Here is a 16,709-nt window from a genome sequence, read left to right on the forward strand (position 1 = left end):
ATCAAACTCTCCAATAAAGAGTCTGAGCTTTTGCTCAAAATTTGCTAGCTTGTGTTACTTAAAATCATTTTGTCGTGTTCCGTAGAACCGACGTTATGACGCTGTTGTTTTGTTTAGTTTTCAAAGATCATTTTCATCAACTTATCGCTCAGAAGCGACTTTTCTAATGTACCACATTGACCAAGTTGATGTCAACATGTTTTTTATTTTTTGTCTTGCAAGCTTTTTTGTATCTCGCAGCGACGAATAATAATATACCACGGATTTTCTTTTTCCGTCAACTACTTTTACAAAGTTTTTTTAATTTGTTTTTCTGATGTACTTTGTTCTTATATACAAGTGTTGAAAAGACAAATAAAAAGCCGCAATTACTGCGGCTAGTTAGATAGCTTTAATAGGATTCTCTTTCCCTAAAGACAGCTTTGGATCGGATATATTTCATACACTCTGTGGGCGGCGCGATACGAGTGAACATTTTGTAGAGAATTTGATAGCGTTCTTCCATGGCATGCTTTACCACTCTATCGATGCGATGATCATCAAAATCGTGTAAAAGTTCTTCTAATTCTCTTTTTAACAAGTATTCCATTTCTTTCACTTCTTTATTGTTTAACAGCATCCCTAACATTTCTTCACCTCTAAAAAATACTTTATAGTGTATTTTTTCCACCAAACTGGTTTTTATGAAACATTTTCCTAAATATTTTTTGCATAAGATTTGTCCTGCTGAATATTTATGAGAATAGATAATGTGGACAAGGGGGCTAAGCATGACTAATTTCTATGTAATAAACGGAAGAAAGCTCAAGCAATTATCCATCATCATTTTGGCGGCATTCTTCACTGCAGGGATTTTATATATAGAAAACTTCTCGAATCAGCCAGTGTTTTCGACCAAGGATGGACCGCGGGCAATATATAAGGGGGAAGGAAGTAATAAAGAGGTTGCCTTGTCCTTTGATATTAGCTGGGGTGATGAAAAAGCACTTCCCATCTTGGACTTATTGAAACAAAATGGCGTGACAGGTGTGACATTCTTCCTATCTGCTTCTTGGGCGGAGAGGCACCCTGATATTGTAAAAAGAATTGTGGAAGATGGACATGAAATCGGTAGCATGGGGTATGCGTATGAAAATTACCGGGACCTTGAAGATTTAAAAGTAAAGAGGGACATCTTAAAATCCTTGGATGTATTCGAGAAGCTAGAGGTTAAAAAAGTTAATTTACTACGCCCACCTAAAGGGGCTTTTGATAAGCGGGTACTGGAGATTGCCAATTCCCTAGGTTTTACCGTGGTGCATTGGAGTGTGGATTCACATGACCTGATCAACCCCGGGAAGGAAATTATCGTGGATAATGTGACAAAAAATTTGAGCAATGGGGATATCGTTCTTCTTCATGCATCTGATTCAGCCAAACAAACAGAGGACGCCTTACCGGAGATTATTCGATTTATTAAAGATAAAGGGTTTGAAATAAGCAGCGTCACCGAATTAATCAATAACACCAAAGCGAAAAGCAAGGAAGTACAATAACTACAAAAAAATGGCGCCTCTCCACAACGGAGAAGCGCCATTTTTTATTTTGTCGCAGATACTTTATTCAATCTGTGTAACAAAAGAAGCTGATAGGAGTTACATGCCAATAAAGGAAAGAGCATGAATAGGAGCCATCCCGGTTCATTTTCCCTAAGGGCAGGAAACCATTCAATAGTAGTTACCACAACCATAAAGAACAACGCAGGAATAAATGCGTGTTTATTGGTCTGCGTCTTTTTCACATAGGCTACAAGCAGGCCGTACACTAAAAGAAATATTGGAAACGCGAAATAAGGTAGTAAGGAATCACCTTCATTTGCAAAAGATATATAACGGAAATATACAAGATCAAATAAAACGAAAATAATCAGCACCACTTGTACGGCACTCCATAGGGATTTAAAAATACCCAGGCCAAATCGGTGGATCGTCAAGTAGGCAAAGAACCCCATTTGACTGATGATACTAAATATCAAGCCTACTCCAATGTACCATGCAATGATGGAGAGGAATTGAAGGTATTCTCCATTTGCAAATTGTGCTGTATGTTGATCCCAACGGACTATGAACGCAACAATAACGGTGGTTACCGCTCCGACTAGTAACGTGGAAAGAAATAATCGAACCCAATTACGACTGTTCACTTTCTTTTCCTCCATTTAACACAGATTAAAGACACTAGTTCTCATTTTACCAATGTAACCAGTAAAAATCCATCATCCTTTCCATGTAAATTTGTATATTTGATTAACTTTGTCACATATTAATCGTATGAAATACATGTTGGAAGGAGTTTTCTTGATGAAAAGCTACCTTTTGCCGCCCCTCCTTCTTTCCCTCCTTCTTACTGGTTGTGCTGAGAGTGAAAAAGGCGGTCAAATGGATTACGACGAAACAAAAAAAATGGTTGTAGATATATTAAAAACAGATGATGGAAAAAAAGCGATTGAAGAAATCATGGCTGACGATAAGATGAAGGCTAACTTTGTTTTGGATCAGGAAGTGGTGACAAAATCGATAGAGCAAACGCTAGACAGTGAAAAGGGCGTGGAATTTTGGAAAAAAGCATTTGAAGACCCTAAATTTGCTGAAACTTTTGCTAAGAGTATGCAAAAAGAACATGAGAAACTCATTAAAGATTTGATGAAGGATCCTGAGTATCAGGCTATGATGGTTCAAATTTTACAGGACCCTGAAATGGAAAAACAAATGATTACTGTGATGAGTGGACAGGAATACAAAAAACATCTACAGAAAGTGATTACCGAGACATTCGAAAGTCCATTGTTTAAAGCCAAGCTACAGGACCTATTGTTAAAAGCCGCTTCTGAAATGCAAGGCGGAGAAGGACAAGGGGGCGGTGGAGAAGGTGGCGGCGGCTCGGAAGGTGGACAGGAATCCGGCGGTGGTTCAGAAGGTGGATAAAAAACAAGCAGACCCACATATATAGCGGGGTCTGCTTTATTTATTACGTTAATTCCACCACTTTTGAAGCGATGCTTAGATAAATCTTTCCTAGATCATGGTCTTCTTGGTAGATGGACGGAGCAAAGTCATCGTCATTCCAGTCAGGCTGTTGTAGTGGAAGTTGTCCAAGCAGTGGTGCCTGCAATTCTTCTGCCAGCTTGTCTCCTCCACCTTTTCCAAATACATATTCTTTTTCACCTGTCTTCTTGCTTTCAAAGTAAGCCATGTTTTCTATGACACCGATTACTTCATGGTCCGTTTTAATCGCCATTGCCCCCGCTCTCGCTGCAACGAATGCTGCTGTCGGATGAGGAGTTGTTACGATTAATTCTTTACAGGACGGAAGCATGGAGTGCACATCAAGCGCAACATCCCCTGTTCCAGGAGGCAAGTCTAGTAGTAGGTAGTCTAAATCTCCCCACTCCACTTCGTTAAAGAAGCTGTTCAACATTTTACCAAGCATCGGGCCTCTCCAGATAACTGGGGAATTGTCCTCCACAAAAAAGCCCATAGAGATTACTTGCACACCAAAGCGTTCCACCGGGATGATTTTTTCCCCGCGCACGACCGGACGTTTTGTAATTCCCATCATATCAGGCACGCTAAATCCATAAATATCTGCATCAATTAACCCGACTTTTTTCCCAAGTCGCGCCAATGAAACTGCAAGGTTGACAGATACAGTTGATTTTCCAACGCCGCCTTTACCGGAAGCAATGGCTAAGAAGGTTGTTTTGTTACTGGATAGAAGTGTTTCTTCCTCTTTAGGAGCTTCTACACCAAAACGCGCGACAACCTCTTGTGGAAGCTCCATGAAACGCAGGCCAACCGTAGCCGCTCCCGCTTCTTTTAAAAGATTAACGATGGTACTTTGCAGTTGCATTTGCTCTGCCGTACCAGTCTTGGCAAGCGCCACCTTCACACTCACATGATTTTTTTCTTCCTTAATAGAGATTTCTTGAATAGCGTTTGTTTCTTCAAATGTTCTATGTAAAAACGGATCATGTAGATCTTTTAATAACTGTACTACTTTAGCTTCTGTTAACAATGTGACCCCACCCTTATGTGATAATAGTCTATTTTCAGAATTGAATTCGTTTACAATTTCAGTATAACATATAGAGTGCTTGAATTTATCGTTATGTGCCTATAAAAAATCCCCCTTTTTATTACTGAGGGGGATCGGGAAGCTCTTGTTCATTTGTATAATGACGCATCACTCCATTGTAGATGGATGCCGCTAAGGATTTTTGGTATTCTTCTGTATTCAATAACGCCCGCTCTGAGGGGTTGGACAAAAATCCAACTTCTACTAGTGCACCAGGTATTTCAGCGTTTTTCAAAATAAAAAGTGTATTCATGGATTTGGCATAACGGTCTGTATTTTCAAGGTTGACCCGGAACTCTTCTTGGATGAACTTTGCTAACCGTTCATTTTCCTTATGCTTGGTTCCATGATAGAAGGTTTGGGCCCCTCTCCATCTTGGTGACGGGATGGCATTTAAGTGAATGCTGAGAAAAAGATCGCCGTCGGATTCATTGATCATCTCGATGCGCTTTCGCAAGTCCTCTACTTTTCTACGGCTATAGCCTTTCGTCGCAGGATCTGCAAGATCAACATCCTCTTCCCTAGTCATCAGTACCAATGCTCCTTGTTCCTGGAGGTAATCCTTTACATAACGGGACACTTCCAGCGCCACGTCTTTTTCTAAAACATCGCCTCCGACCGCCCCTCCATCAGGTCCACCGTGGCCAGGGTCAAGGATGATGATTTTCCCGCTCAACGGCAGACTCCACTGCTCCCAGGTATCTTTTGAGAACAATTGATATTGAAAAACGGCGGTCACCGTTAATATTACCGTTAGAAAAGCCCAGAATTTCCATCTTTGCATATGTACCCCTCCCGCATGTCCACTCTATACACTATATGGGACAAGGGGGAAGTTTATGATAATTAGTGCAATCTCATGCGGTACCTTTTTTCACCTTTTTGAAATCCTTCACGCCACCAATAATCAACAAAGGCATCGCATGTCATATAAAAGGATTCATGAACCATGTCATTATCACCGATAGAGCCCCAGTACAAGAAATAATCGTACAACGTATCAATTAAATATTTCTCTTCTACATGGCACCGCATTTTCACCTGTTCTGCGTTTTCACCATAATACCCAAATTTGCTATATGAAGCACCAAGAAGATAAGCTTCAATCGCTACATCAAGACAGCCCTCTTCAATGGCAGTTACCTGCTTTTTATTCTTTAAGTATGGCGAGAAAAAATCCTTCACCTTTGTCCGTAAAACCTCGAGTGATATTTCACGCAGCATCTTGCGCTCATATTTCATCTGCTTTTCTCGGCGCTTTTCCTTGAAGGTTGTTACTACAGTCATCTCTTTCACACCCTTTCCCGATTAGTTTCCTAATGGGCGAGGGCTTTCATGCGTACAAAGAATGAGTACGTTTTTCCAAGTAAGATATTGGGACATTTGAGATCCGCCTTTTTTGGGGGAATTTCATAGAACAAGCAACAATCTCTGCATATAGTGATATAAGCATTATCATAAAAGGAGGTGATAGTAGTGATGTTAAGAAAACCTATACTTTATTATAGTTCAGATAATAGCATCAGTTCAGAAGAAGCGGGCAAAAATCAGCAGTCAGCAAATGTACAAACCAATATTAAAAATGTTTCTGTGACAACAAATGAGATGGATGAAAACACATTAAGAGAGTTTAAAGCTTCTTTAAAAGCCGAAATGAATACGCTAAAACAAAATCTTAAGCGGATGAGAAAAGACATGAAAGATAATAATATCCAGACAAATAGTCAAACCACTTCAGGAAATGGCAACGGGCCTCAGATACAAGTTCAAAGAGGAGAAAGTACACCTTTAAGTGGCGAAGCTTTAGAAAAACTCCTAAACGACATGAAAGAAATGAGCTTGTCCCTCATTAAGGATTTCAGTGAAATGAAAGATGATTTTATAAACGATTTAAATGTAACAGTGAACGTGACAGTGAACGAGGACGAACCAGCAGAAGATAAAGATGAGGACAATAAGTAAGAATAACCGGCAAAAAACGCCCATTTCCTCATAAAAAAGAGAGGCTTCGTAATTCTAGCCCCTCTTTTTTAAGCCTTTAACTCACTGAAACCGCAGTAATTGCACAAAGTGAAAAAACATATATTGTGTCCTCAGTGGTATTTGTTAGATAAACTAGGCAGTCTTTCACAAGAAGCACCGTCAATTCTGCTAATTCTGCATCTACCCCATTAATGAAAAGTTCAGCCGTTAACTGTTGGGGAAATCTACGGGCAGCATCCAATTCTTCTCCAATGGCATTTGCACAACAAGAGCAGTCACATTTCCCTTTATCTTGTGAGCAACCTGCATTCAGATTGTTGATATAATCCTGTATCAAAGTGAATAACTCCCCTGGAGGTTCATCTTCTGTCACACTTATCCCCGCAACCTTACATAACTGTGCAGCCGTTATCGGCCCTGTTTCTCCTTCTTCACGAAATCTAATGAGGCAACAGCTTTCTACATCTGTTATTACTTGGTCGACTATAGGATTACCTAACCCTGTAGCACTTGCTAAATAAATGTCAACGCCCTCTTCTACATCTAATGAACGTTGTGTGTCTCTTACAAAGCATAAAAATTCCGAGAGTGCTTCAGTACAACAGTCACACTCTTTGGATTTTCTCTTGTCTTTTCTACAGTCTTTATTATCAAAGGATTTTGTACAAAACGGGGAATCCGGGCAGCAATTGCATTTATGCACCGGGAATGGGAATGGGTACGGAAAAGGCATAAAATCACCACACTTTACATTTACATTTACTCCACTAACATCGATAGGTGTCGAAATGGACTGATTATTTTGTAACGGAGAGATATTGGTATGCCCTTCATTTGTCTGATCTCCATTTCTTTGATTTCCATGTCTTTGAAGTTGATTTTGAGGACCTTGAAATGCATTTTGAGTAGCCTCTGGACCATCTTGGATAACCACCTGTCCTTCTTGTACAGGAGTTGCCTCACTATCCTGAACTTGAACAGGAATCTGAACTTGACATTGATCTTGCTCCGACTTCTGGCTCTTGAAGGAACAGCAGCATTTATCTGAATGTTGGAAGCACTTACTACAATGTCCCATTATTTCACCACCTTTCCTTACAGTGTATGCACACCATATAGACATGCTATGGTTATATACCTATATAGACAATACAGAAATTCTTAACGGACGGTTCATTCAACAAAGATGATCTGATGGGGATATGTAAAGTAGGACTGTATAGGTGGAGGTTAGCAGCATAAAAAAAACCCTTGACCGTATAGGCCAGGGGTTTTTCGAAATTGAAAATTAACGTTTTGAGAACTGAGGTGCACGACGAGCGCCCTTAAGTCCGTATTTTTTACGCTCTTTCATACGCGCGTCACGAGTCAGAAGACCTGCACGCTTTAAAGAAGCACGGAACTCAGGATCAGCTTGTAATAATGCACGAGCGATTCCGTGACGGATCGCACCAGCTTGACCAGTGTATCCTCCACCGTCAACGTTTACTAATACATCGTAGTTACCTTCTGTTTCAGTAACTGCCAATGGTTGTTTAACAACGTTACGTAGAGCTTCGAATGGGATGTAGTTTTCGATATCACGATCGTTGATCACGATTTGTCCGTTACCAGGAACTAGACGTACACGTGCAACGGAGCTTTTACGACGACCTGTGCCGTAGTATTGTACTTGTGCCAAAGTTATACCCTCCTTATTAATTAACCGCGAAGTTCGTAAACTTCAGGTTGTTGTGCTTGGTGTGGATGCTCGCTTCCAGCATACACATTCAATTTTTTAGCTTGCTGACGTCCAAGACTTCCTTTTGGAAGCATGCCTTTGATTGCTAGTTCTAACATCTTTGTAGGATAGTTAGTACGCATTTCCAAAGCCGTTCTTTGTTTAAGTCCACCTGGGTGCATTGTGTGACGGTAGTAGATCTTACCGTTCAACTTGTTACCAGTTAAGTGGATTTTTTCTGCATTGATGATGATTACATGATCTCCAGTGTCTACGTTTGGAGTAAAAGTTGGTTTATGTTTACCACGTAAAATGGATGCAACTTCACTTGCAAGACGACCTAAAGTTTGACCTTCAGCGTCAACCACGTACCATTTACGATTTACTTCGCTAGCTTTCGCCATAAACGTTGTACGCATTAAATTTCCCTCCTAAAAAAAATAAACCTTTTATTTTTCATTTCTTCATATATTTTATTCAACACGATGAAACTCTTCCGGGGCTTGATCGTGGGGTTAAAATACATACCATGTGATATCTTATATCTTTTTTGTGATATTGTCAAGAAAATGTTACACCAGGATTAGTTGTCATCATAAACCACGTTCCAAAGGTATAAACCGTGTGCTGGTGCCGTTTTTCCTGCCGCTCCCCGATCTCTTGCTTCCAGGATTGAAAAAATATCTCTTGGTAATTTTTTACCTTGTCCTATTTCCAGTAAAGTACCTACAATGATGCGGACCATGTTATATAAAAAGCCGTTGCCGACAATGCGGAACACAAGCTCCTCCCCATTCAACTCTACATCAAGCGAGTAAATGAACCTCACCTTATCCTCCACTTCCGTTTTTGCAGAACAGAAGCTGGTGAAGTCGTGTTCTCCAATAAAATGCCCACACGCCTCCTTAACAGCTTTTAAATCTAACGGGTAAGGGTAGTGAAACACTTGGTCTCGGTCAAACACATTAAAGTCCTTTGCCAGGCTCACCTTGTAACGGTACTCCTTTTTTACAACATCAAAACGCGCGTGAAAATCCCCTGAGACAGACTCCACTCTCTTCACCCAAATATCTTTGGGCAAATGAGCATTCAGTGCCTTCTGCCAGGCTGCCTCAGGAATCGTTAAAGGAGAATCATAGTGCAATACTTGACCTACGGCGTGAACACCTGCATCGGTGCGGCCTGAAGCGGAAACCTTTATCTCCTTCCCTTTATGGATTCGAGACAATGCCTTCTGGACCTCCAGCTGAACCGTACGCTTTTCCTTTTGAATCTGATAACCTTCAAACTGTGCCCCGTCATAGGTTAGGGTACATTTCAATCTATTCATCATATCTAACTCCATTATGTTCGAATAAGAACTAAGATAAACGTAAGGATAGCCAACGTCACCAACAACAAAGTGTCTTTCCACTGCCATTCTAGCAGACGGAATTTCGTTCTTCCTTCGCCGCCTCTATACCCTCGTGCTTCCATCGCCGTAGCAAGCTCCTCCGCGCGTTTAAACGCACTGATGAACAATGGGACAAGCAAAGGCACCAATGCCTTAACACGCTCTTTCAGAGGTCCTACAGTGAAGTCTGCACCTCTCGCACTCTGCGCCTTCATAATCTTGTCCGTTTCCTGCATCAAGGTTGGAATGAATCGCAAAGAAATTGACATCATAAGCGCTAGTTCATGTACAGGGACCCCTATCTTTTTAAACGGTCCAAATAACGTCTCCATCCCGTCAGTCACCTCAATTGGTGTAGTGGTCAAGGTAAGGATGGTGGTGATCGTAATCAAGAATAAAAAACGCAAAGATATAAAGATAGCCTGAATGATGCCTTCTTCGTACACTTCAATAAAACCTACTTCAAAGAGCAAATTGCCCTCTTTTGTTAAAAAAACATGAAAAAGCATGGTAAAAATAATGATCCAGAGAATTGGCTTCAATCCTTTTAATATAAAAGGAACCGGTATTCTGGTAAGCAACACGATGGTCAATGTAAAGGCAGCAAGCAAGGCATAGCCCCAAACATTATTGGCAAGAAACACAACCATGACGAAAATAAAGACAAGCAGCAATTTTGCTCTCGGATCCATCCGGTGAACAAGAGAGGTACCCGGCACATAACGACCGATTATCAAATTATTCATCACCCTCATCCCCCTTTTTCAAACGGGAGGCGATCGCTTCTGCCACTTCTTCAACTGTCAAACACACTTCACTGAATTCTAAATTCAAACGCGAACCCAGCTCTTTCATAAACAAAACCGTCTCTGGAACGTCCAGCCCAAGTTTCTTAATTTCCTCTGCCTGGCTGAATATTTCCCTTGGTGTCCCTTTTAACCCAACGGTCCCTTTATTCATGACCACAATCGAATCTGCGTACTTTGCCGCATCCTCCATGCTGTGTGTGACTAAGATGGTGGTAAGGTTCTGCTCTTTATGCAATTTATAAAAAAGGTCCATGATTTCTTTACGTCCTCGTGGATCGAGACCAGCTGTCGGTTCATCCAGTACAAGGACTTCCGGTTGCATCGCAAGCACCCCGGCAATGGCAACCCGACGCATCTGCCCCCCACTTAAATCAAACGGAGAAGATTCGAGATATCTATCTGGCAGACCGACAAGCTTAAGTGCCTCTCTGGCCCGCCTTTTTGCTTCCTCTTCAGGAACGCCAAAATTAAGCGGACCAAAACAAACATCCTTCTCCACAGTTTCATCAAACAACTGGTGCTCCGGGAATTGAAAAACAATTCCTACCTTTTTACGCAGGGCCTTAATGTTCTTTTCTTTTTTATTCGCATGTAAGGTGATATCTCCAACTTGAATGCTCCCACTCGTAGGTCTTAACAGGCCATTAAGATGTTGCAACAAAGTAGACTTTCCGGACCCTGTATGGCCAATAATGGCGGTATAGGAGTATTCAGGAATCATCATATCTACATCATAAAGCGCGACCCTTTCAAAGGGAGTATTCAGCTGATAGCGATGCTCTAAATCTTTGATTGTAATTTGCATAACTCATTCATCAGCCTTTCCCTATTGGTCGGGTCTGTATCAAACTCCACACCCAACTGCTGCAGTTTATTTGCCAAAATGATAGGAAAAGGCAAATCAAGACCTATCTCCACAAGCTTATCTCCCATTCGAAAAACTTCCTCGGGTGTTCCTTCGCCAAACACTTCTCCAGCGTTCAATACAATGATTCGGTCTGCTCTTGCCGCCTCTTCCAGATCATGGGTAATGGATATAACCGTTACTCCCACCTGTTGTCTGAGCTCTTCTATTGTATCAATAACTTCTTTCCGTCCAACAGGATCGAGCATGCTTGTAGCTTCATCCAAAATGATGATGGATGGTCGCAGCGCAATTAAGCCTGCAATCGCCACCCGCTGCTTTTGGCCTCCAGAGAGCTGATGTGGCTCTTGGGTTAAAAAAGATTCCATCCCTACTTTTTCAATCCCCTCTGCCACGCGGGAAATCATTTCTTCACGGGGGACGCCAATATTTTCTAAACCAAACGCAACATCGTCCTCTACCGTAGAACCTACAAACTGATTATCAGGATTTTGGAAGACCATTCCCACCTGTCTTCTAATGTCCCAAATCGTCTCTTCTGCTAACTTTGTTCCCTGCACTGTAACAGATCCTTCTGTCGGAAGTTGCAGGCCGTTTAGGATTCTAGCCAATGTGGATTTGCCTGAGCCGTTATGGCCAACGATGGCGGTCCATTCTCCTTGTTCCACTTTTAGGTTAATATTCTTTAACGTATTCTCTTCTTGGTTTGCGTAGCGGAAGGACAAACCCTTCACTTCTAAGATGGCCATCGAAAATACAACTCCTCTCTTCTCCGCTTAACTGACTCTCTCTATTATAGCCTTTCAACTCAAAAGAACTCTACTAACACCGCTGTTGATTATAGAACTGGTTTTACTCCCTTGTTGCTTTCGCTCCAGGTGTTCGCTTTCCGCGGGAAGGTGCTTGAGCCTCCTCACAACGCTTCAGGGGTCTCAACCAACCTTTTCTCCCCCGCCGGAGTCTCACACCTTGCACTCCAAGCAACAGGGGGGTACTGCAATTAATTCATATATTGCAGAATAATAAAGGTAAATGGAAATCTTTAAACCTATATTCAATGAAATTTATAGCTTGTGATTGGAGCACAGGGCGAAGACTCCTACGGGAGGTAGCGGTTAGGGGAGACCCTGCAGGCAAAGCCGAGGAGGCTCCCCAAGCGCCCCGTGGAAAGCGAAGCCCGGTGCGGAAATCACAAGCGGTGGTTCCAAGAATCTCTCAATATATGGACAAAAAAATAAAGGGCTTAGATCAGTCATTACAACTGTCCGCCCTTATTTATGACTGACTATAGTATGCTCAAAGAATCGTTTCCTCCGCTTTAAACCACTATCATCTAATATATATTATACAAGTTCAATGATAACCATTGGAGCTCCGTCTCCACGACGAGGTCCAAGTTTCATGATACGAGTGTATCCACCTTGACGCTCTTCATAACGTGGAGCGATATCAGCGAATAACTTTTGAACTGCGTCTTGACCAGTTTCTGCGTTCGCTACTTCATGACGAACGTAAGAAGCTGCTTGACGACGAGCGTGTAAGTCACCACGCTTACCAAGAGTAATCATTTTTTCTACTAAAGAACGCAATTCTTTCGCACGTGCTTCTGTAGTTTCAATGCGCTCGCTGATGATCAAGTCAGTAGTCAAGTCACGTAACATTGCTTTACGCTGTGCGCTAGTACGACCTAATTTTCTGTATCCCATGTTGATGTTCCCTCCTTCTGTAGAAAGTCATGAAACGTTCAAACACATAAAGATGCCTAGTTTTCCAAGTAAAAACTAGTCATCTTTACGCAGGCCAAGACCAAGCTCTTCTAATTTATGCTTGACTTCTTCTAAAGATTTACGGCCTAAGTTACGAACTTTCATCATATCTTCTTCTGTCTTATTTGCAAGCTCTTGAACAGTGTTGATGCCAGCACGCTTCAGGCAGTTGTAAGAACGAACAGATAGATCTAATTCTTCGATAGTCATCTCTAGAACTTTTTCTTTCTGATCTTCTTCTTTTTCTACCATGATTTCAGCGTTCTGCGCTTCATCTGTTAGACCTACAAATATATTTAAGTGTTCAGTTAAAATCTTTGCCCCAAGTGCTACTGCTTCTTGTGGACCGTTACTACCATCTGTCCATACATCTAATGTAAGCTTGTCATAGTTAGAGACTTGGCCTACACGTGTATTTTCAACATAATAAGAAACACGAGAAACTGGAGTGAAAATGGAGTCAATCGGAATAACACCGATCGGTTGATCTTCACGTTTGTTTCCGTCCGCTGGTACATATCCACGACCGCGTTTTGCAGTGAAACGGATACGCAGGTGAGCGTCCTTCGCTAACGTTGCGATATGAAGGTCAGGGTTAAGGATTTCAACATCGCTGTCATGTGTAATGTCAGCAGCTGTTACAGCACCTTCACCTTGGACATCAATCTCTAACGTCTTCTCATCATCTGAATAGATTTTTAATGCTAGCTTCTTAACGTTCAAAATAACTGTTGTAACATCTTCAACGACGCCTTCAATTGTTGAGAACTCATGCAGTACACCATCTATTTGGATAGATGTTACAGCGGCACCAGGAAGTGAGGATAAAAGAATACGACGTAAGGAGTTACCCAAAGTTGTTCCATATCCACGCTCAAGTGGCTCGACGACGAATTTACCATAGTTGGCGTCATCGCTGATTTCAACCGTTTCGATTTTTGGTTTTTCGATTTCTAACATTCATAACCCTCCTTCAAAACGTCGAAACCCCGGAAAGACATATAATGTCTTACCGAAATTCCCCATAGGTATGTCCCGATTGTGCACAACAACAACATTTAATTATCTCTGTATATTTTTAAACTGTATCATCAGCCATTATTGACATGTATACAAAATCTATACAGACAAATTAAACACGGCGACGTTTTGGTGGACGGCAACCGTTATGAGGTACTGGGGTTACGTCTCTGATCGCAGTTACTTCAAGACCAGCTGCTTGTAAAGCACGAATTGCTGCTTCACGACCAGCACCAGGGCCTTTAACTGTAACTTCAAGAGTTTTCAAACCGTGCTCCATGCAAGCTTTAGCTGCTGTTTCAGCTGCCATTTGTGCTGCGAATGGAGTAGATTTACGAGAACCTCTGAAGCCAAGAGCACCTGCACTAGACCACCCAATTGCATTTCCGTGAGAGTCAGTAATCGTTACGATTGTGTTATTGAATGTAGAACGGATATGCGCGATACCAGTTTCAATATTCTTTTTCACACGGCGTTTACGTGTATTAGTTTTGCGTGCCATATTTAACTTACCTCCTTACTTACTTAAAATTATTTCTTTTTGTTTGCTACAGTACGACGAGGTCCTTTACGTGTACGAGCGTTGTTTTTAGTGTTTTGACCGCGAACCGGTAAACCACGACGGTGACGAAGACCACGGTAGCAACCGATCTCGATTAGACGCTTAATGTTTAGAGATACTTCACGACGAAGGTCTCCCTCAACTTTAATTTTGTCTACGATGTCACGAATCTTTCCTAATTCTTCTTCCGTTAAGTCGCGAACGCGAGTTTCTTCAGAAACACCAGCTTCAGCCAATACTTTCTCAGCTGTAGAACGACCAATACCGAAAATGTATGTTAATGAAATTACAACGCGCTTGTCGCGAGGAACATCAACACCAGCAATACGTGCCATATATGCGCACCTCCCTCAAGTTATCCTTGTTTTTGTTTGTGTTTCGGGTTTTCACAAATAACCATGACTTTGCCTTTTCTACGAATAACTTTACATTTTTCGCAGATCGGCTTAACAGATGGTCTCACTTTCATCTTATATTACCTCCCTGATAGTACGGAGTGCTAAAATAGGTTTATTTAAAACGATACGTAATTCTACCGCGTGTTAAATCGTATGGAGAAAGCTCCACCGTTACTTTATCTCCTGGTAGGATTCGAATAAAGTGCATACGTATTTTCCCAGATACATGAGCCAACACAGTATGACCATTTTCCAATTCTACTTTAAACATAGCATTTGGTAAAGTCTCAATGACCGTACCTTCTACTTCAATTACATCGTCTTTCGCCATTAATTAAGTTCTCCCTTCTTCAAATCAGTAACAAGCTCATTGACAAACTTGGTCAGTGCAAAGCGCAGCTTTCCATTTGTCACACGGCCTGTTTCCTTCATACTGTTCTGAACTTCTGGAGACACGTAATCAAAAAATTCAAGATGATGAATGTTCTTTTTCTTTGGGCGGTCAAACTTCCGCTTGTCTCCATCCGCTAGGACGACAAAACGCTCATCAAGAATTTTAATAATTACGGCATACTGTCCGGCATCTCTGCCTTGAGTAATCGAAACAATTTGGCCTACTTGCAAAGTCGAATCAGATTCGATCAAGCAATATCACCTCTTAGGCTTTTGTTAAGATCTCGTAGCCTGTTTCTGTAATAGCGACCGTATGTTCAAAATGAGCACACATTTTACCGTCAACAGTAACAACAGTCCAGTCATCTGCTAGCGTTTTTACGTAGCGGGTGCCTGCATTGACCATTGGTTCAATTGCAAGAACCATACCAGGTTTTAACCGTGGACCTTTATTAGGAGGTCCATAATGAGGAATTTGTGGGTCTTCATGTAAGTCTTGACCAATTCCATGCCCTACATACTCTCTCACAATCGAAAAATCGTGTGCTTCCGCATACGTTTGAATCGCATGGGATACATCAGAGAGACGAGCGCCCGGTTTTACTTCCTTGATGCCTTCATACAATGATTGTTCCGTGACTTCAAGTAATCGCTTTGTTTCATCGGATATGTTACCAACAGCATACGTCCAAGCGGAGTCACCGTGGTAACCATTATACTTAGCACCAATATCTATGCTAATGATATCTCCGTCTTTTAAAACACGATCGCTGGGAATACCATGAACAAGTTCTTCATTAACAGAAGCGCAGATGCTTCCGCGAAAACCATTATACCCCTTAAACGAAGGAATTGCATCATGTTTGCGGATGAATTTCTCAGCAATATCATCCAATTGCTTCGTTGTTACACCAGGTACAATGTGCTTTTTTAATTCTTGGTGTGTCAGAGCGACAATTCTACCTGCTTCTCTCATGATCTCAAGTTCACGAGGAGTTTTACAGATAATCATTACGCACGACCTCCAAGAAGTTCTTCTATATCAGCGAATACTTTATCGATCGCTTGTTGGCCATTGATGTTGCGAAGATAGCCTTTGGACTCGTAGAAGTCTAGCAATGGCTTAGATTGTTTCACGTTAACTTCAAGACGGTTACCCACTGTCTCTTCGTTGTCATCAGCACGTTGATAAAGCTCTCCTCCACATTTGTCACAAACGCCATCCTTTGCAGGTGGGTTGAATACTAAGTGGTAAGTAGCTCCGCAATCTTTACAGATACGACGCCCTGTTAAACGTTCCATAAGAATGCTTTGGTCCACATTGACGTTGATGACATAGTCAATTTTACGCCCCAGTTCTTCTAGCATCTGCTCAAGTGCATCTGCTTGGGGAACCGTTCTTGGGAAACCGTCTAATAGAAAGCCGTCTTTGCAATCTTCTTTTTCTAATCTTTCACGAACGATACCGATCGTCACTTCATCCGGAACAAGCTGACCTTGATCCATGAAAGACTTGGCTTTCATGCCTAGTTCAGTTTCTTCCTTCATAGCAGCACGAAACATATCTCCTGTAGAGATATGAGGGATATTGTACTTTTCGACAATTCGTTCTGCTTGAGTACCTTTACCGGCACCCGGAAGTCCCATTAGAACTAAATTCATCTTTTTGCCCCCTCAGTATCTTGTG

24 protein-coding genes are annotated in these 16,709 nt (G+C 41.7%); 3 read left to right on the forward strand and 21 right to left on the reverse strand.

Going from position 1 to position 16,709, the window contains the following annotated elements; all coding sequences use genetic code 11:
- Positions 1–391: 391 nt before the first annotated feature.
- The gene (locus HC179_RS10255) at positions 392–628 is read right to left on the reverse strand and encodes a hypothetical protein (protein ID WP_148990121.1); all 237 of its coding nucleotides are present in this window, start codon (positions 626–628) and stop codon (positions 392–394) included.
- Positions 629–770: 142 nt separating this feature from the next.
- On the opposite strand from HC179_RS10255, the gene pdaB reads away from it, so the two are divergent.
- On the forward strand, positions 771–1,535 hold the full coding sequence (gene pdaB / locus HC179_RS10260) for a polysaccharide deacetylase family sporulation protein PdaB (RefSeq protein ID WP_168864251.1): 765 nt from the start codon (positions 771–773) through the stop codon (positions 1,533–1,535).
- 44 nt (positions 1,536–1,579) lie between these two features.
- Here pdaB and HC179_RS10265 read toward each other — a convergent pair whose 3' ends face one another.
- Positions 1,580–2,182, reverse strand: a complete 603-nt coding sequence (locus tag HC179_RS10265; protein ID WP_168864252.1) for a KinB-signaling pathway activation protein — start codon at positions 2,180–2,182, stop codon at positions 1,580–1,582.
- A gap of 157 nt (positions 2,183–2,339) precedes the next feature.
- Between HC179_RS10265 and gerD the strand changes: the two genes are divergently transcribed.
- On the forward strand, positions 2,340–2,963 hold the full coding sequence (gene gerD, locus HC179_RS10270; protein ID WP_277351317.1) for a spore germination lipoprotein GerD: 624 nt from the start codon (positions 2,340–2,342) through the stop codon (positions 2,961–2,963).
- 43 nt (positions 2,964–3,006) lie between these two features.
- On the opposite strand, the gene HC179_RS10275 is transcribed toward gerD, so the two are convergent.
- From HC179_RS10275 to HC179_RS10285, 3 genes are all read right to left on the reverse strand, one after another.
- Entirely contained in the window at positions 3,007–4,053 is a 1,047-nt protein-coding gene (locus HC179_RS10275) for an Mrp/NBP35 family ATP-binding protein (protein ID WP_168864254.1), read from the reverse strand.
- A gap of 121 nt (positions 4,054–4,174) precedes the next feature.
- Positions 4,175–4,897, reverse strand: a complete 723-nt coding sequence (gene cwlD, locus HC179_RS10280) for an N-acetylmuramoyl-L-alanine amidase CwlD (protein WP_168864255.1) — start codon at positions 4,895–4,897, stop codon at positions 4,175–4,177.
- 62 nt (positions 4,898–4,959) lie between these two features.
- Positions 4,960–5,400: a YbaK family protein gene (locus tag HC179_RS10285; protein ID WP_168864256.1), complete on the reverse strand. Its 441-nt coding sequence runs from the start codon at positions 5,398–5,400 to the stop codon at positions 4,960–4,962.
- A 189-nt stretch (positions 5,401–5,589) separates the two neighbouring features.
- On the opposite strand from HC179_RS10285, the gene HC179_RS10290 reads away from it, so the two are divergent.
- A complete protein-coding gene (locus HC179_RS10290) occupies positions 5,590–6,075 on the forward strand; it encodes a hypothetical protein (RefSeq protein WP_168864257.1) in 486 nt (161 codons plus the stop codon).
- Between the two features lie 76 nt (positions 6,076–6,151).
- Here HC179_RS10290 and HC179_RS10295 read toward each other — a convergent pair whose 3' ends face one another.
- The 16 genes from HC179_RS10295 to HC179_RS10370 form a co-directional block, all read right to left on the reverse strand.
- Positions 6,152–7,174: a hypothetical protein gene (locus tag HC179_RS10295; protein ID WP_168864258.1), complete on the reverse strand. Its 1,023-nt coding sequence runs from the start codon at positions 7,172–7,174 to the stop codon at positions 6,152–6,154.
- Between the two features lie 210 nt (positions 7,175–7,384).
- Positions 7,385–7,777, reverse strand: coding sequence for a 30S ribosomal protein S9 (rpsI, locus tag HC179_RS10300; RefSeq protein ID WP_060666582.1), 393 nt, complete (start codon positions 7,775–7,777; stop codon positions 7,385–7,387).
- Between the two features lie 20 nt (positions 7,778–7,797).
- Positions 7,798–8,235: a 50S ribosomal protein L13 gene (gene rplM, locus HC179_RS10305; RefSeq protein ID WP_060666583.1), complete on the reverse strand. Its 438-nt coding sequence runs from the start codon at positions 8,233–8,235 to the stop codon at positions 7,798–7,800.
- Positions 8,236–8,399: 164 nt separating this feature from the next.
- Positions 8,400–9,146, reverse strand: coding sequence for a tRNA pseudouridine(38-40) synthase TruA (gene truA / locus HC179_RS10310; RefSeq protein WP_346775136.1), 747 nt, complete (start codon positions 9,144–9,146; stop codon positions 8,400–8,402).
- 14 nt (positions 9,147–9,160) lie between these two features.
- Positions 9,161–9,958 (reverse strand): CbiQ family ECF transporter T component, encoded by a 798-nt coding sequence (locus HC179_RS10315; RefSeq protein ID WP_168864260.1) that lies wholly within the window; start codon positions 9,956–9,958, stop codon positions 9,161–9,163.
- Positions 9,948–10,823, reverse strand: coding sequence for an energy-coupling factor ABC transporter ATP-binding protein (locus HC179_RS10320; protein WP_168864261.1), 876 nt, complete (start codon positions 10,821–10,823; stop codon positions 9,948–9,950). The genes HC179_RS10315 and HC179_RS10320 overlap by 11 nt, the downstream gene beginning before the upstream one ends.
- Positions 10,799–11,632: an energy-coupling factor ABC transporter ATP-binding protein gene (locus tag HC179_RS10325; protein ID WP_168864262.1), complete on the reverse strand. Its 834-nt coding sequence runs from the start codon at positions 11,630–11,632 to the stop codon at positions 10,799–10,801. Before HC179_RS10325 ends, HC179_RS10320 begins: the two co-directional genes overlap by 25 nt.
- A 594-nt stretch (positions 11,633–12,226) precedes the next feature.
- A complete protein-coding gene (gene rplQ, locus HC179_RS10330; protein ID WP_010191541.1) occupies positions 12,227–12,589 on the reverse strand; it encodes a 50S ribosomal protein L17 in 363 nt (120 codons plus the stop codon).
- A gap of 75 nt (positions 12,590–12,664) precedes the next feature.
- A complete protein-coding gene (locus HC179_RS10335) occupies positions 12,665–13,609 on the reverse strand; it encodes a DNA-directed RNA polymerase subunit alpha (RefSeq protein ID WP_148990109.1) in 945 nt (314 codons plus the stop codon).
- A 172-nt stretch (positions 13,610–13,781) separates the two neighbouring features.
- Entirely contained in the window at positions 13,782–14,171 is a 390-nt protein-coding gene (gene rpsK / locus HC179_RS10340) for a 30S ribosomal protein S11 (protein WP_060666589.1), read from the reverse strand.
- Between the two features lie 29 nt (positions 14,172–14,200).
- Positions 14,201–14,566, reverse strand: coding sequence for a 30S ribosomal protein S13 (rpsM, locus tag HC179_RS10345; RefSeq protein ID WP_060666590.1), 366 nt, complete (start codon positions 14,564–14,566; stop codon positions 14,201–14,203).
- A gap of 20 nt (positions 14,567–14,586) precedes the next feature.
- A complete protein-coding gene (rpmJ, locus tag HC179_RS10350; RefSeq protein ID WP_003156543.1) occupies positions 14,587–14,700 on the reverse strand; it encodes a 50S ribosomal protein L36 in 114 nt (37 codons plus the stop codon).
- A 41-nt stretch (positions 14,701–14,741) separates the two neighbouring features.
- A complete protein-coding gene (gene infA / locus HC179_RS10355; RefSeq protein WP_010191517.1) occupies positions 14,742–14,960 on the reverse strand; it encodes a translation initiation factor IF-1 in 219 nt (72 codons plus the stop codon).
- Positions 14,960–15,274 carry a KOW motif-containing protein gene (locus tag HC179_RS10360; RefSeq protein WP_168864263.1) on the reverse strand — a complete coding sequence of 105 codons (315 nt, stop codon included), beginning with the start codon at positions 15,272–15,274 and terminating at the stop codon, positions 14,960–14,962. The genes infA and HC179_RS10360 overlap by 1 nt, the downstream gene beginning before the upstream one ends.
- Positions 15,275–15,287: 13 nt before the next feature.
- A complete protein-coding gene (gene map / locus HC179_RS10365; RefSeq protein ID WP_168864264.1) occupies positions 15,288–16,034 on the reverse strand; it encodes a type I methionyl aminopeptidase in 747 nt (248 codons plus the stop codon).
- Entirely contained in the window at positions 16,034–16,684 is a 651-nt protein-coding gene (locus tag HC179_RS10370) for an adenylate kinase (protein WP_148990107.1), read from the reverse strand. The genes map and HC179_RS10370 overlap by 1 nt, the downstream gene beginning before the upstream one ends.
- Between the last annotated feature and the right edge of the window lie 25 nt (positions 16,685–16,709).

The organism is Bacillus sp. RO1, assembly GCF_012524115.1.
Taxonomy (GTDB): domain Bacteria; phylum Bacillota; class Bacilli; order Bacillales; family Bacillaceae_I; genus Sutcliffiella_A.

What these genes read in the sequence shown, in the direction of transcription:
- infA (WP_010191517.1), bottom strand. Translation starts at nt 14,960, where the DNA reads ATGGCGAAAGACGATGTAATTGAAGTAGAAGGTACGGTCATTGAGACT.
- HC179_RS10320 (WP_168864261.1), bottom strand. Translation starts at nt 10,823, where the DNA reads ATGCAAATTACAATCAAAGATTTAGAGCATCGCTATCAGCTGAATACT.
- gerD (WP_277351317.1), top strand. Translation starts at nt 2,340, where the DNA reads ATGAAAAGCTACCTTTTGCCGCCCCTCCTTCTTTCCCTCCTTCTTACT.
- HC179_RS10255 (WP_148990121.1), bottom strand. Translation starts at nt 628, where the DNA reads ATGTTAGGGATGCTGTTAAACAATAAAGAAGTGAAAGAAATGGAATAC.
- map (WP_168864264.1), bottom strand. Translation starts at nt 16,034, where the DNA reads ATGATTATCTGTAAAACTCCTCGTGAACTTGAGATCATGAGAGAAGCA.
- HC179_RS10370 (WP_148990107.1), bottom strand. Translation starts at nt 16,684, where the DNA reads ATGAATTTAGTTCTAATGGGACTTCCGGGTGCCGGTAAAGGTACTCAA.
- HC179_RS10285 (WP_168864256.1), bottom strand. Translation starts at nt 5,400, where the DNA reads ATGACTGTAGTAACAACCTTCAAGGAAAAGCGCCGAGAAAAGCAGATG.
- rpsM (WP_060666590.1), bottom strand. Translation starts at nt 14,566, where the DNA reads ATGGCACGTATTGCTGGTGTTGATGTTCCTCGCGACAAGCGCGTTGTA.
- rpmJ (WP_003156543.1), bottom strand. Translation starts at nt 14,700, where the DNA reads ATGAAAGTGAGACCATCTGTTAAGCCGATCTGCGAAAAATGTAAAGTT.
- rpsK (WP_060666589.1), bottom strand. Translation starts at nt 14,171, where the DNA reads ATGGCACGCAAAACTAATACACGTAAACGCCGTGTGAAAAAGAATATT.
- rplM (WP_060666583.1), bottom strand. Translation starts at nt 8,235, where the DNA reads ATGCGTACAACGTTTATGGCGAAAGCTAGCGAAGTAAATCGTAAATGG.
- HC179_RS10295 (WP_168864258.1), bottom strand. Translation starts at nt 7,174, where the DNA reads ATGGGACATTGTAGTAAGTGCTTCCAACATTCAGATAAATGCTGCTGT.
- HC179_RS10335 (WP_148990109.1), bottom strand. Translation starts at nt 13,609, where the DNA reads ATGTTAGAAATCGAAAAACCAAAAATCGAAACGGTTGAAATCAGCGAT.
- pdaB (WP_168864251.1), top strand. Translation starts at nt 771, where the DNA reads ATGACTAATTTCTATGTAATAAACGGAAGAAAGCTCAAGCAATTATCC.
- rplQ (WP_010191541.1), bottom strand. Translation starts at nt 12,589, where the DNA reads ATGGGATACAGAAAATTAGGTCGTACTAGCGCACAGCGTAAAGCAATG.
- truA (WP_346775136.1), bottom strand. Translation starts at nt 9,146, where the DNA reads ATGAATAGATTGAAATGTACCCTAACCTATGACGGGGCACAGTTTGAA.
- HC179_RS10325 (WP_168864262.1), bottom strand. Translation starts at nt 11,632, where the DNA reads ATGGCCATCTTAGAAGTGAAGGGTTTGTCCTTCCGCTACGCAAACCAA.
- cwlD (WP_168864255.1), bottom strand. Translation starts at nt 4,897, where the DNA reads ATGCAAAGATGGAAATTCTGGGCTTTTCTAACGGTAATATTAACGGTG.